The 13,201-nt window shown below is 44.1% G+C and carries 13 protein-coding genes; 7 read left to right on the top strand and 6 right to left on the bottom strand.

All coding sequences use genetic code 11. The annotated features are described in order from the left end of the window. Positions 1–348: 348 nt before the first annotated feature. The 4 genes from GX019_02610 to GX019_02625 all read left to right on the top strand — a co-directional run bounded on the left by GX019_02610 (position 349) and on the right by GX019_02625 (position 4,571). Positions 349–1,671: a hypothetical protein gene (locus GX019_02610; protein HHT36048.1), complete on the top strand. Its 1,323-nt coding sequence runs from the start codon at positions 349–351 to the stop codon at positions 1,669–1,671. A 219-nt stretch (positions 1,672–1,890) separates the two neighbouring features. Beyond that, a complete protein-coding gene (locus GX019_02615) occupies positions 1,891–3,114 on the top strand; it encodes a hypothetical protein (protein ID HHT36049.1) in 1,224 nt (407 codons plus the stop codon). Continuing rightward, positions 3,107–4,147 (top strand): hypothetical protein, encoded by a 1,041-nt coding sequence (locus GX019_02620; protein HHT36050.1) that lies wholly within the window; start codon positions 3,107–3,109, stop codon positions 4,145–4,147. Before GX019_02615 ends, GX019_02620 begins: the two co-directional genes overlap by 8 nt. 244 nt (positions 4,148–4,391) lie before the next feature. Beyond that, positions 4,392–4,571, top strand: a complete 180-nt coding sequence (locus tag GX019_02625; protein HHT36051.1) for a replication protein — start codon at positions 4,392–4,394, stop codon at positions 4,569–4,571. 38 nt (positions 4,572–4,609) lie between these two features. Here the strand turns inward: GX019_02625 and GX019_02630 are convergent, their stop codons facing one another. The 5 genes from GX019_02630 to GX019_02650 form a co-directional block, all read right to left on the bottom strand. Then, complete coding sequence (locus tag GX019_02630; GenBank protein ID HHT36052.1) at positions 4,610–5,125, bottom strand: hypothetical protein; 516 nt, start codon at positions 5,123–5,125, stop codon at positions 4,610–4,612. 52 nt (positions 5,126–5,177) lie between these two features. Further along, on the bottom strand, positions 5,178–6,044 hold the full coding sequence (locus GX019_02635) for an ImmA/IrrE family metallo-endopeptidase (GenBank protein HHT36053.1): 867 nt from the start codon (positions 6,042–6,044) through the stop codon (positions 5,178–5,180). Next, positions 6,022–6,387 carry a helix-turn-helix domain-containing protein gene (locus GX019_02640; protein HHT36054.1) on the bottom strand — a complete coding sequence of 122 codons (366 nt, stop codon included), beginning with the start codon at positions 6,385–6,387 and terminating at the stop codon, positions 6,022–6,024. Before GX019_02640 ends, GX019_02635 begins: the two co-directional genes overlap by 23 nt. A 157-nt stretch (positions 6,388–6,544) precedes the next feature. Next, the gene (locus tag GX019_02645) at positions 6,545–6,745 is read right to left on the bottom strand and encodes a helix-turn-helix transcriptional regulator (protein HHT36055.1); all 201 of its coding nucleotides are present in this window, start codon (positions 6,743–6,745) and stop codon (positions 6,545–6,547) included. A gap of 6 nt (positions 6,746–6,751) precedes the next feature. Continuing rightward, on the bottom strand, positions 6,752–7,108 hold the full coding sequence (locus GX019_02650) for a DUF3796 domain-containing protein (GenBank protein ID HHT36056.1): 357 nt from the start codon (positions 7,106–7,108) through the stop codon (positions 6,752–6,754). A gap of 152 nt (positions 7,109–7,260) precedes the next feature. Here GX019_02650 and GX019_02655 point away from each other — a divergent pair, with 152 nt between their 5' ends. Then, positions 7,261–8,169 carry a hypothetical protein gene (locus tag GX019_02655; GenBank protein ID HHT36057.1) on the top strand — a complete coding sequence of 303 codons (909 nt, stop codon included), beginning with the start codon at positions 7,261–7,263 and terminating at the stop codon, positions 8,167–8,169. Between the two features lie 72 nt (positions 8,170–8,241). On the opposite strand, the gene GX019_02660 is transcribed toward GX019_02655, so the two are convergent. Next, a complete protein-coding gene (locus GX019_02660; protein HHT36058.1) occupies positions 8,242–9,105 on the bottom strand; it encodes a hypothetical protein in 864 nt (287 codons plus the stop codon). 269 nt (positions 9,106–9,374) lie between these two features. On the opposite strand from GX019_02660, the gene GX019_02665 reads away from it, so the two are divergent. Then, positions 9,375–10,817, top strand: coding sequence for a sialate O-acetylesterase (locus tag GX019_02665; protein ID HHT36059.1), 1,443 nt, complete (start codon positions 9,375–9,377; stop codon positions 10,815–10,817). A 235-nt stretch (positions 10,818–11,052) separates the two neighbouring features. After that, positions 11,053–13,023 carry a glycoside hydrolase family 31 protein gene (locus tag GX019_02670; protein HHT36060.1) on the top strand — a complete coding sequence of 657 codons (1,971 nt, stop codon included), beginning with the start codon at positions 11,053–11,055 and terminating at the stop codon, positions 13,021–13,023. Positions 13,024–13,201: the final 178 nt, after the last annotated feature.

The following is a 13,201-nucleotide window of genomic DNA, read 5'->3' on the forward strand; positions in this document are numbered from 1 at the left end:
AGAATTATCAGACAGAAGAATATAATGGCATGAATATTGGCAAAATAGATTTGAGATGCAGGAATATTTAAACAGAGAGCGAAGTAAATATATACCCACAAAGGAAACGTGTAGCTGAACTCCTTGGCAACAGATTGCTCGTTAGAGTATTCAGACGGAGTCAGTTTACGCGGCGCCTAGTGACACTACTTTCACAAAAACCGACAGGCTTGCTAGTCTGTCGGTTTTTGTATGCCCATTTTCAGGGGCTTACTGCGAAGCATATACTAACCACGACAGAAAGTTTTGGATTAATGCAGAGGATGAAAGGATGCTGTGGAGAATTTAAGCGGTGAGAGGGGTGAGATAATGGGGAAATATGTCAAACTTTTGATATTATCCATTCTGATCTGCGCTGTTGCTGCAGGCAGTGTATCTGCTCAAGAAAAAGTAGCCGTGCTTAATCTGCAAGCTTATGATGGCCAGGGAAACCTCATGGATCCGGTTGCGGTTGGGAAAGCGGATTTAGTGAGTATTTCTCGGATTGTAGCTTTGGGAGTGACATCACGGTTAGTTCAATATGGGCAGTTTGAAGTACTCGATGAGATCACTTTATATGAGAAAGTGTTAGCTCCCGATATCGATTTAGCACAGCTTTCTCCATACGAGCAGGCTGATTTACTGCTGCGGCAGTATCAGATTGATCAGGTAATTACTGGATCAATCGCGATGCTGCAGAATACTGTGGTAATCGGAGTGCAGCGTTTTATGCTGGTTGATGGTGAAACTAGTTTAGTTGGTTCTGCCATGGTAGATGCGGCAAAAGCTACTGATACACCGGCGCAGATCGACAACCTCTTAAATTACTTATATCCAGCAGATATCCAGGTCGTGGAGCGGCCAATCGACCAGGTATTTCTTTCGCCGAATCAAATTCGCTTGAACTTAGGTGCTTCCCATCAGATTGTAGCCTATGCCCTGGATAATTTAGGGCGTCCCATTGCCGATCCGGACTATCTGTATGTGTCCAGCGATGAAGCAAAAGTAATAGTTAATGAAAAGGGAGTGCTGACAGGACTGCAGCCCGGAACAGCAACCATAACTGTGCGGGGAATCAGCGGCACAACCCGCTCCGGTCCGCCGGCAACCATGACAGTCACGGTAGTGCCCCCGACATTGGGTTTCCGAATCGGCACACTGCTGACTCAGCGTGAGGGCATTGAAGGACGGCCGATCAGCTTAGGTCTGAGGTTAACGCCATCACTTGAACAATCGCAGCCGAAAACCAGCCAATCCCAAACGCAAACATCACCGGCTGCTTTGGCATCAGAACCTTCGAATCCACTGACTATGATCAGCACATTTTTTAGCTCACTGCTGACCAATGGCTTGATGACGATTGATGTTGATTTCGAACCAACTCGGGAAATGATGTTTGCCTTTAACGGCGTGCAGCGCTCATCCACCGGATATATCGGCACAGGGGTAGGCTATATCTTTCCGCTCGATTCTGTGGACGGATCTTCCTACAGCGCATTTGCTCTCCGCTTTACGATGGGAACTCAGCTAAGAGCTACAAATAGGCTGTCTGTACCGAGTGAAGTGGTAATCGATATGATCTTTCCTACCTCCGGAACAGTTAAACCGAGCTTCCGGATCGGAGTTAATGCGGGGTTTGATTTATTCCCATAAAGCTAACATCACAGCTGTCTTGGTAAAGAGAGCTGTGATTTTAACTCTATAAACCAAACACATGTGCTGTAAAACTGTGGATGAAGGGGAATAGTAGTGGGAGTTCAATGTATTCGGGATAAATGGCGTTTGTGACATTGTAAAATGTGTGATAAAATTATGTAAAAACATGACTTGGTTCGCTAAAATAATTGAAATAAGGACAAGGAGGTGACTGGGTTGAAAGAGGTAAGAACCAGAGATGGACTTATTCAGTATCTGATGGATTACTCAGAAGATAGGAGTACAGAGATTGATGCGAAAAAGACTAGAGCACCGCTTCTAAAGACCTATGTAATTGAAACTTTTTTTGACAACGGGAGCAGTAGGATCAATTCCCTTGATATCTTTTCTGAGCAGAGAGGTTTATGTCATGTGGATGAAATTGATGAAGAAACTCTGATTGTCCGTTCAAACTGGGGGGAAGTACAGGGTTATCTGGAAAAAATCAGCGGTCGCTTTTGGTTGTATTACACAGCTCAAAAGACTGATCAGTCAGATCAGTTTGTGTCGCAGCTGGTTAGAGGTTCGGTTTATCTAGACCAATTGTGGCTGTCCGGAATTATGTTTAAGAATATCTGGGAGTCATGGATTGTTCCCAGTCACCAAGACCACCGCTACATTAGAATCAGCTTTGATTTTCAGGATCGGTTTCACAGCAGACAAACTGTCGATGAGCACATAGAATCTCCGGATGATCTAGATGAGCTGCTGGTTGAATTAGAAAGCGGCAGTGCAAATTTAGGTATGCCTAAGTCCAAGCTTTATGAGATACTTCCTCAGCTGCAGAAAATATTCAAGCCTTTTAATTCAATTAATGCACTGAGACTTCCGGCTATAAGCGGCGCTGGTGGTCATGACTTTTATTATGACGGCAAGGTGACCAACCGCAGCAACAACTTCTTAGACCACCGCCAGCAGATTCTTGATGTCTGTGACAAGTATGGAGCAATAACTGGATATTTGGAAGAAACGGTGTGGTTTGGAGCAGAAAAGAATCATCTGTCGGTAGGCGGAGAGGTTTACCAGCTGCGGGGAGTGCCTGTTACAATTGTATTTAATGAGCCGCTGCTGCTTATGAAGTTCCATCATTTTATAGATTATACATTTGAGCGGGGGCATGGTCCGTTTCGCTTTTGGGGAAATCCGATTTGGATTAATGAGAAACTGGTTCATATTTACGGTTTAGATCTGCACTTGTGGCAGGAGATTTACTTAGAGATGACTCCATCCCGGTTTATTGCTGTCCTACCCCAAGGTACCTGTGGTAATACAATTCATCGGCTGGTTACCAATATCCAGAAGATGCTGGAACCGGATATTGAGGTCTATGTTGGTGATGTTTTGTATCAGGATATTATCAGGCATCATTTGGTTGGCGAAAGGAGTGAGCCTGATGACTGATTTGATCGGCGATCCTCTTTTTCAACTTAATCTCATGCTGTGGTTATCACTACCGCAGCCTGCCGGAGGAAGAATAACGCCGATTTTACATGATGCTGGGTTTAAAGCGCATTGGATCAGTCCTAAACTGACTTTGAGCCAGGAAATTGCAGAAAAATTGCGTCAGAAGGGTATTAGAAGCAATCAATCGGTTGCACCAGATCTGATGCTGAAACGCTCCGGAGAAGATCAATTTGTGCTGGTAGAGTGTAAAAAAAGTGGTTTTGGTCTAGACTCGATCAAACCAACAAAACAGGCAGTTGGACTGCTTGTAATGCAGGGAGATATTCTGCGGGATGCTGCGGCTGGTTTGCGTAAAGATAAGTGGTCAAGCCATCTTGTTTATGTTGTTAATGATGATGACAGGGAGCCACTTAGCGTAACCCTTCATGAACTAACTGTAGCAATTGAACAAGCAGCTTGTACTGCCAATGATTTTGATACTTGGGGACTGATTCAAAAAGACGATGGAGTGTATATTAATTTTGGACAAGCTCCCTGCTTCGATAATCCTGAGCTTTGTGGAGCTAAGCGAGTTTTGGAGGGCAGAGCCCAGCCGCTGTTGGATTTGATTCCGGTTGATATTACCGTGTCAACCCCGAATAAAGAAGCAAAAATTAGGCTTCAAGAAAGGTTTAGGACTTCTTTGATGGCGAGCATACCTAGGATCTTGACCCAAGAACCGATGGTTATTGATCTAGAACAGGTTTGGAAGCGAGCTGTAATAGTTTGGGATATTTGGCGCTGCCGCGATACCAAGCGCTACTTGATCCGTGAAGCGAAAAAGTGGTTCGGGAGTGTGCTGGATAACCTTGAAGAGAAAGCTAAATATGAAAGGCATGTTATAGGCAGCAGGGTTGAAATAGCAGGACTTACCGATGAAGGCCGCAGATTACTTGTGAAAGAGATTCAATCCAGCAGGGTGCGGAAGAGTGAGATTTTGCGCGAGTACACCCAGGAACAGTTAAATTTTAGTTCTGACGATGATAATTAAGGTATTATAGGTATTGTCATCAACTTTTTAGGATAAGAGCTGATGACAGATGGCAAAGCATGTGATTAACAGCAGAAGGTGGCAGGTTAACCTCAGGCAGCGGAGGATACTGCTAATCCAGATTGGAAAAGCTATGGTTATCTAAGCAGACGGAATTATTGATAAACATTCCTAATAAGTCTGGACATAGAATCAAATATAGGTTAAAATTGATGTATACATAGAATCTAGGAGGGAATTTTTGATGGATGCATATCAAGCTGTTTTAGAGTTCTTTGAGAAAGCGGAAGAGCCGGTAAGAACTGGACAAGTTGTGGAAGCAACCGGCCTAGATAAAAAAGAAGTTGATAAGGCTATGAACAAGCTTAAAAAAGAAGAGAAGATTGTTTCTCCGAAGCGCTGCTATTGGGAATTAAAGAAATAAGTGGAAATATCTGCTCTCCTGCCAAAAGGTGGGGGAGCTTACTTATTTTTTAGAAACGCTTGGTACAGGTCGTTCATATCGTCAACGAACTCATTCCAGTTGGGATTAGTTAGTTTTTCACGCTTCGTTAAATGATACTGATATCTATATAAATATTTTAAGGCTTGCTTATCACTGAGATTCTTTGTGTAAAGGTAATAAATAAGCTCCTTGACTGCGATGTAAGCGAGAGTTTTTACCTCGCCTCTGTCGTCTCTATTGTCTAATATTGGATCATATTTAGTTAAAGGGTAGATTCTTTTTTCGATAGAGACACGCAACATTTTTTCGGTTTTGTTTAAGGTTGAATCGCTATGAATGATTAAGCGGGGCGGAACAGCCTGCAATTTTTCCTGAACATACGATTCTACTGATGGTGAAATAAGTTCATCATAGACAGCTTCGTGTATAGCTAATTTGGGGAATGCGTTGAAAATCGGGTCTAGCCAAATACTTTGAAACAGCTGAAAATCAAAAGCTTTCCTAGCTGGTGGACGCCGATCTGGTGGGATCATCGAAAATACTTTCTAGAGCTGGGTTCTCGGACGATAGATCAACAAACATGAACTACCTCCCGTTGAAAAAGGAATCAAATTCATCTAAATCGTCTTCAGAAACGGTGTAATCGTACCCAAAATCACTTGGGTGTTTTTCGAAAACGCTTAAAATATCGGCAAAGTCATCTTCGTCTATCAGATTGTTCTCGAAATTGCGCACGATTATCTCGATACTCTTCGGAGATGCATTGATGTTATGGTTAGCACTATTTAGCTTAATGAAAATTTCTTTATTCATAGCTAGACCTACTTTTCCGTATTCCCCATTCATATCCCTAGGGTCGATGCTGAACAAGCTTAGGTATTGATTCTCATTAATTGCATTTATCTGTTTTAGTCTTGCGATTATCGAATCGTATGGGAGCCACCAGGTACACTGCAGTCGCGCAATAAATCGGAGCAGTGTTTTCATTTTTAGATTCCGAAGCGAAGAACTTTTGAACTCCTCAATAATGGTGTTCGTCAAGGCTCGCTCAGGTAAAAGAAACTCTTCTGCAAAGTAGTTTGCTTGAACTTCGACCAGATCGTCTTCCCTGTCTACTCGTCCAAATTGGGAACCCGTTTTAGTGAAGAAGTGGTAAAGTTCATGGGCAATTGCATAAATCTGTTTATCGAAATAGATCGCAGTGTTCAGACCAATGAAGACTAGCTCCTCTTCGCCTTGTTTGGAATACATTAGGGCGGCACAAAAAGATGGCTGTTCCCTATCTGACTCTATCGGATACTCCAAGAGGATTATTTCCAATTTGTCCAGAATATTAAAGATTTCGCTAGCAATTGGGGTTGCACCAACAAAGCCCAAAGCACACCGCTTTTCTTCGGCTAGCTTTTTTATGGATGCGATTTGAAGCTCATCATGGATTCTGTCTAGCCTCATTTTCAAACTTCCTCCTCAGCAGTATTTGCTGTCTTAGGACTATCATCATCTTGAAAAGCCTTTCTACACCTTCTTTTTCTTTTTCACTCAAAGCTTGGCTTCTAAGCGCAATGAATGCGTTGTTTTCTTGGGTCTCTAAAAACATCGATGTGATATCGAATTCAAGAGCTCTACCAAGGGCTTGAAGCTGATATATAGATGGGATGAAGTCTTCTCTTTCAATGCGGCTGATTATGGCCCTATTAATTCCGGTAAGATTGCTTAATCCTTCCTGAGTTAATCCTTTTTCCTCGCGCTTATTTTTTATGGTTCTAGCAAGCGTTGTGGTTGAAAGTTCCTTCAATGTTTGGCCTCCTTTCAATCTATATTATGCCCTTAGGCAATCTAATGATACTAAAAATAACATAATGCGTCAAGAATGTCATATGATTTTATGTTAACCTCAAAGAGTGATATATAAAATAACAAAACCACCTTGGCGGTGGTTTTGCGAAATGCAGTTACTCAAAAACAAAAATCTCCTCAATTGGAGCATTAACTGCTCTGGAAATATCGATGGCCAGCTTTAACGATGGATTGTATTTACCCGCTTCAAGCCGGACAATAGTTTCCCTTCTTACCTTCACTTTTTCTGCTAGATCCTCTTGAGTCAGACCTGCCAGCTGCCGGTATTTCTTTAGATGACAAATGAACTTAGACATCCTGCATCACTTTTCTTCCAATTGATATAGTTTGATCGCGTAACCTAGGACCAGCGATGAAAACACAACTGCGATTCCGAAGATGAGCACTTCCATAAACTGGGATAACAGCACAGACAGCACAAATAGCACTGCCATTTCCACCAGAGCCACATTGCCGATAAAAGCTTTAGCTTTCTGAACGTTTTCTAAGTAGCGCTCATCGGGAATGCTGATGCTCAGCTTTGCGATCCAGAAATACGCGAAGAACGAAAAGGCAGCAAATCCACACAGCTCTGTTGGTTCACCGGTTTTAAAGTAGCGAAAACCAGTAAAGCCCAGAAATCCAAGGAAACCGATATAGTTAAGTGCATTCTTCGACATTTCTTGACCTCCCTGCAATGTGATAAATACATCACTCTTTGATACAAATATATCACAGTGATTTTGGAAATGCAAGTGTTTTTCTGCAGGATTTCAAAACACTTGGAAGAATAAATTTTCTGATTCTCAAATTTAACCAGGGAGAGTGGAGTATGAAAAAGCTGAATATCAGCTGGGAAGGTGTTGGAGATACTACCGGCTATCTATTTTCATTTGCTAAGTGTTTATCTGCAGCGGTAAGGCACAGTCCTTATCATGAATTAGCCGAAGATATTGTGGCATCGAGTGGCTTTGCTTTTCGGATGTGGGTTGACCCAGAGTTATGTCCTAGTGCTACAAGTATGTGGAGTTTTAAGCAGCAGAAGCCATGGGTGGAAAGCGGCGGATTATCCTGCCAATACGTAGAGCGGCTGTGGAATCAGGATGATATCGCAGAAGAGCGGCGCCTTGCTGCCGTTGAACTGGTTAAAAGTTCAATTGATATGGGGATAGCTGTTATCGGGTGGGATATTGGACTTCCTGAATGGGGACTGATCATCGGTTATGATGATCAGCTGCAGAAGTTAGCTGTACTTGACGTTGCCGGCAGAGGAGGACAAATGGATTATAATGAGCTCGGGAAACGAGAAATCCCTATTCTTAGTGTGCTGGCTGTTACCGGCAGGAATCATAAATCACAGGATGAGACTATTGCTGATACCCTAAAACTAGCAAAGACTCATCTAAACGGTAATGATTGGTGTCCGAACCCGAGCGGATTGGCCGCTTATCCGGCTCTAATCAAACATTTTGAAGCTGATTTCAACCCTGACCTTTCCTGGAACATGGAGTATTATTTAGGAACCTATGCTGCGCTGAAGCATTACGCATGGAGATTCTTTGACAAGTATGGCCTAAAAGATCTGGCTGGTTTGTATAAAACTGGATTTGAATGCTGGCAGAGAGCTTTTGAAACGAAAGCAAAAACTGATCTTACTGAAGCTGTTTCCAGGCAGGAGATTGTTGAGCTGTTGAAGACCGCTGAAGAGTGTGAGCGGGAAGCTGCAAGATTAATGGATTAGCTGGAAACATAAATAGAAAAGCCGCCTTAGCTGCTGATTACTAACAAATCAGTACTGGCGGCTTTGTTTTTCTTATGATCTTGTTTCAAATCGGTATTGGCCGAAATCACCAACAGGCCTGTAGCCTATGCTTTGATAAATCTTGTTGGAGGTCGGATAGTCCAAATCTGCAAAAAGACTGCAGAACTGGTAGCCAGAATCTAAAAGCATTTGACTGAGAGATGCTACACAGCTTGAGGCATAGCCCCGCCCCCGCAGTTCTCTGGGCGTATAGACCAGATTGACTGTCGCACCATTTCTGGTTGACCGGCTTTTAGCAGCAACTGAAACTGGTTTTCCATTGTGTTCCCAGAAAAACACTCGCGGTTCTCCAGAAGTAAACCTCTCAGCCAGCAATCGGCATTTTTCCAAATCGGGATTGGGTTCGAGGGCGGTGTCCTTCTGAAACTCTGCGATCCATCGAGCGAGAAGCTCTACATCGTCAGAGCCTGCAGACCGGAGGCGTCCGGCACCGATAACATCAGGATTAACTTTACAGAGCTTATAAACGCGCAGATTTATTTCTAACCGAACAGGACAGTTTGTGCGGGAACTCCAAATATCTGCAAACTTTTGCGCCCATTCCTTGGGACCGATTACTCCCGGTAGATTTAGCTTCCGCTCCAGAATGCTATCTGCTAAAGTTTCCAGCGCTTCGCCATTTACATCGCCTGCGCCGTAGATAATCAGCTTTTCTGGCACAGTCATAAGCGCAGCCAAGACCAGTTCTCCATTCTTATGGACAGTAACCTTCTCTACCTGGGGATAATAGTTTGGTTCTTTTTGGATCCTTAAGGAAATTCCCAGCATCAGGTTGTTGAGGGCTTCATCTTGTTCTAAATACGCTAGTGATTCCTGTAAAAATGTGTCAATATTGGCGTGCCAGATTACTCGCATGCTCTTCACTCCGCAGCTAAATTGTTTGACAGTATAGGTTCTGTTTTAGGGGTGAAATTCCTTCCTGTAATCAAAATTACAAATTTAAGTAGTTAGAGCCAACAAGCTGGTTTTTTCCTTTATGTGAATCACCTATCAGAGGGTTAGGGAAAAAAATAACGAATTACAGCGTAGTGAGATATAAACGGAAAAAACACAAGTGGGAAGTGAGATTAACCTTGTCAAACAATCAACTACAAATCGCCTGTGTATTTGAAAAAAATATGGTAATGCAGCGCGACGTGCCCCTTAAGGTATGGGGTAAAGGCATTGAAGGACAGCTAGTTACTGTGTCGATTGCTGACCAGCAGGTGCAGGCTGTTGTGGAAAATGGCCAGTGGGAACTGATCCTTGAACCATTACCGATCCACAATTCCGACAATCCATTGACCATGAGGATTGCTTCCGGTGAGGAGGAAATCATCCTAGACAACATCCTGGTGGGAGATGTGTACTTAGCCGGCGGACAGTCGAATATGCTGATGCCGTTAAGGCTGATGGATACAGCCGCAGAGGATCTTCAGCAGGCGGAGTATCCGGAAATCCGTCTCTATGATGTGCCGTGCCGCCACTATGAGGATGCGGATCTCTTTGTTGGTGGAAATGGAGAACTGGGGATTTGGGAAATCAAGGATAAAACATCCTGGCGAGAATGCACTCCTGAGAATGTGAAAAACTTTTCGGCAATTGGCTATTACTTTGCCAAGGATATTTATGAAAGCCAAAACATTCCCATCGGCATCATCAACTGCAATTGGGGCGGCAAATCTGCTGCCTGCTGGATTGATGAAAAAGTAATGGCCGAGCATTCTGAGCTTTATCAGCTGTATGAGGAATTTGCGGAAAAGGTTAGCAAGGTCGATGAGGCGGAGTACGCAGCTAAGTGGCAGAGATATGTAGAGCAAATAACCACTTACATTGAGGAAAACGGCACAAAGATACCTTTAGAGCCATTTGGCAAGTATTATTCCTATCGCCCCTGCGGGGTGTTCCATACCATGCTGAAACCCATTGCACCGTTTGGACTGAAAGGCGTTTTATGGTACCAGGGTGAATCCGATGATTTTCAGCACCACATCTATGAAAAAATGCTGACGGTAATGATTGCGAACTGGCGGGCACTGTTTGAAGATCCAAAGCTTCCTTTCTTTATTGTCCAGCTTCCCTTTGTTAACCGCAGCGGGGACCAGTTTAAATGGGGCTTTATCCGCCAAGCGCAGTTTAATGTAACGCAAAAACTGGATAATACCTATCTGGCAGTAGGCATCGATGCCGGTGGGGACGGGGATATTCACCCCACCGATAAAAAAGACATTAGCTTGAGGCTGGTGCTCTTAGCTCGGAAGTACTTATATAATGAAGATATTGTCGCGGACAGCCCTGTGGTATCCGATGTTCAATTTGAGGGCAAAAAAGCAATCATCATCTTTGATCAAGTTAACGGCAAATTAATTAACAAAGGTGACCGGGTCCAAGGCTTTATGCTCTGCGGTGAGGATGGTGTTTATAAAGACGCAGAAGCGAGGATTGTTGATTGGAACCAAGTTGAAGTTTGGTGCGATGAGATTGAAAGTCCTTTCGGAGTAAGATACGGTTTCACCAATTTCTGCACCTGCACTTTATACAATGACAGCGGTTTGCCTGTAACCCCATTTAATTATGAATTAAATTAGACTGTAAACTGCCCAGCTTGTTTTTTCCACAATGAGCTGGGCTTTTTGTAACGCTGTATCAAAGGAAGATTTTGAATAATGGAGAACGAATACATAAGGGCGAATCTGCGCCGCTATTTAATTTAGGATGCGTTTAACATGAACGGGTGGAAGTTTATAACAATTTGGGCAAACCGTAAATGGTTCCCGTATTGATGATGAATAAAGATTTAATCAGTGGAAAAGGAGGCGGAACATGGGAATTTTACAGGTTAAAGACGACAAAATTATCCTTCGCAGGCGAGATGAGATTGCGGTGATTGAGCCTTTTGGCAGAGACATCCTTCGCTTTCGCTCCAGCCGCAGCGGACGACTGGTGGATGAGGACTGGACGCTGCTGCCGCAGGATCCTGTGCCTGTTGAGACAAAACTCCAGAAAGACCGGGCAGTTATCACCAATGGTATTATTAGTGCTGAGCTTTATGACAGCGGTAAAGTAGTGTATTACAAACACGGCAGGGAGCTCTTGGCGGAGCGTTCGGAGATGGTGTTTTTCAGTGGCTACCGGGAATATCTCCATGTTGGTGCGGATAACTACCGCTGCACTGTCATCTTTGAGCCATATCCCGATGAGCATTTTTATGGTTTAGGGCAGGAACAGAACGATTTATTTGATTTAAAAGGCTCTGCCAGCCAGCTGATCCATAAAAATACCAAATCAGTTATTCCGTTTGTTTATTCATCGCGGGGGTATGGATTTTTGTGGAATAATCCATCGATCGGGCGTTGTGAGCTTACCACCAACCATACGCTTTGGGAAGCAGAATCAAGCAAACAGATTGATTACCTGATTATAGCTGGCGATACTCCTGCCGAAGTAATGCAGAAATACGCGGACTTAACGGGATATCCTCCTCAGTTTCCCAGTTGGGCGTCGGGCTTTTGGCAGAGCAGGCTGCGCTATGAATCTCAGGAAAAAGTGCTGGCTATAGCTGAGGAGTATAAAAAGAGGGGCGTACCTCTGTCTGCGCTGATAATTGATTTTTTCCACTGGACAGAGCAGGGTGACTGGAAATTTGATCCCCAGTATTGGCCTGATCCCAAGGCAATGTGTGACCAGCTATTGAGCCAAGGAGTCAAGCCAATTGTGTCGATCTGGCCTACCATTAATGAGAACAGCGAAAACTGGCGTTACATGAATGAGCGCAATCTGCTGGTGCGCACCGAAATAGGTCTGCCCGGAGTGTTTCCCTTCCACGGAGCCCAGTCATATATCGATCCCACTAATCCCGAAACCAGGGAATATGTGTGGTCGAAGGTGCGCGAAAACTACCTGGAGAAAGGCGTTGCTTCCTTCTGGCTCGATGAAGCGGAGCCGGAAATCAGGCCTGTCCACTTCCATAATCTCCGGTTATATTTGGGAAATGGCTTAGAAGTCGGACTTTTATATCCCTTCTATTATTCTCAACTGTTTTACGATGGGCTAAAAGATGCGGGGGAAGAGGAGATCATTCTGCTCACTAGAGCAGCTTTCACAGGAAGCCAGAGGTTTGGGGCTTTAGTCTGGTCCGGCGATATTCCCTCCACCTTTGAAGCGCTCCGCATGAGTGTGAAAACCGGATTAAATATGGCGATGTGCGGTATTCCCTGGTGGAACAGCGATATCGGTGGTTTTTGGGGCGCAGATATTGAAAGTGAGTATTTCCGGGAATTGATTGTAAGGTGGTTCCAGTTTGGCGTGTTCAGCCCGGTGATGAGGCTCCATGGCTCAAGAAGGCGGACTCAAGCCCAGGGTTCTCCCAATCCGAACCTTAAAGAACCCAGCGGCGGGCCAAACGAGATCTGGAGCTTCGGTGAGAAGGTTTACTCCATTCTGCGGGATTTAATTGAGTTACGGGAGCGGCTCAGGCCTTATATCCACAAATACATGGACATTGCCAGTAAAACCGGTGCCCCGATTATGCGGCCCATGTTTTTTGAATATCCTGATGATGAAATCTGCTACACGCTCGATGATCAGTATATGTTTGGGGAAGATATCCTATTTGCCCCGATTGTCAAACAAGGGCAGACAGAGCGACAAGTGTATCTTCCGGAGGGCAGCTGGGTAAATGTTAATGATCGGAGAGTCTATGAAGGCGGACAATTTGTTGCAGCCCATGCGGAACTGGATCAATTTATTGCTTTTGTGAGAGAGGGCAGCGAATGCTGGGAGGCATTTTGCTAGGAATACTCGAAAATTGTCCTGCAGAATGACCTGTTGATCGCAAGACTCAAAATGAACGAAAGAGAGCTAGGCGAATCTGCTTAGCTCTTTTGCATTAGTTAAACTCCAACAGATCGTCTGCACTTGGTGGGGGTTAAGTGTTTTCTGAAAGCAGCTTGTTTGTGTTTGGTGAGAAAAA

This window comes from Bacillota bacterium, assembly GCA_012837335.1.
GTDB lineage: Bacteria > Bacillota > Limnochordia > Darwinibacteriales > DTU012 > DTU012.

Bases quoted from the DNA above. Each gene is read 5' to 3' on its own strand.
- GX019_02645 (HHT36055.1), bottom strand. From the start codon at position 6,745: ATGTCTAAGTTCATTTGTCATCTAAAGAAATACCGGCAGCTGGCAGGT.
- GX019_02650 (HHT36056.1), bottom strand. From the start codon at position 7,108: ATGTCGAAGAATGCACTTAACTATATCGGTTTCCTTGGATTTCTGGGC.
- GX019_02610 (HHT36048.1), top strand. From the start codon at position 349: ATGGGGAAATATGTCAAACTTTTGATATTATCCATTCTGATCTGCGCT.
- GX019_02655 (HHT36057.1), top strand. From the start codon at position 7,261: ATGAAAAAGCTGAATATCAGCTGGGAAGGTGTTGGAGATACTACCGGC.
- GX019_02625 (HHT36051.1), top strand. From the start codon at position 4,392: ATGGATGCATATCAAGCTGTTTTAGAGTTCTTTGAGAAAGCGGAAGAG.
- GX019_02630 (HHT36052.1), bottom strand. From the start codon at position 5,125: ATGATCCCACCAGATCGGCGTCCACCAGCTAGGAAAGCTTTTGATTTT.
- GX019_02670 (HHT36060.1), top strand. From the start codon at position 11,053: ATGGGAATTTTACAGGTTAAAGACGACAAAATTATCCTTCGCAGGCGA.
- GX019_02620 (HHT36050.1), top strand. From the start codon at position 3,107: ATGACTGATTTGATCGGCGATCCTCTTTTTCAACTTAATCTCATGCTG.
- GX019_02660 (HHT36058.1), bottom strand. From the start codon at position 9,105: ATGCGAGTAATCTGGCACGCCAATATTGACACATTTTTACAGGAATCA.
- GX019_02635 (HHT36053.1), bottom strand. From the start codon at position 6,044: ATGAGGCTAGACAGAATCCATGATGAGCTTCAAATCGCATCCATAAAA.
- GX019_02665 (HHT36059.1), top strand. From the start codon at position 9,375: ATGCAGCGCGACGTGCCCCTTAAGGTATGGGGTAAAGGCATTGAAGGA.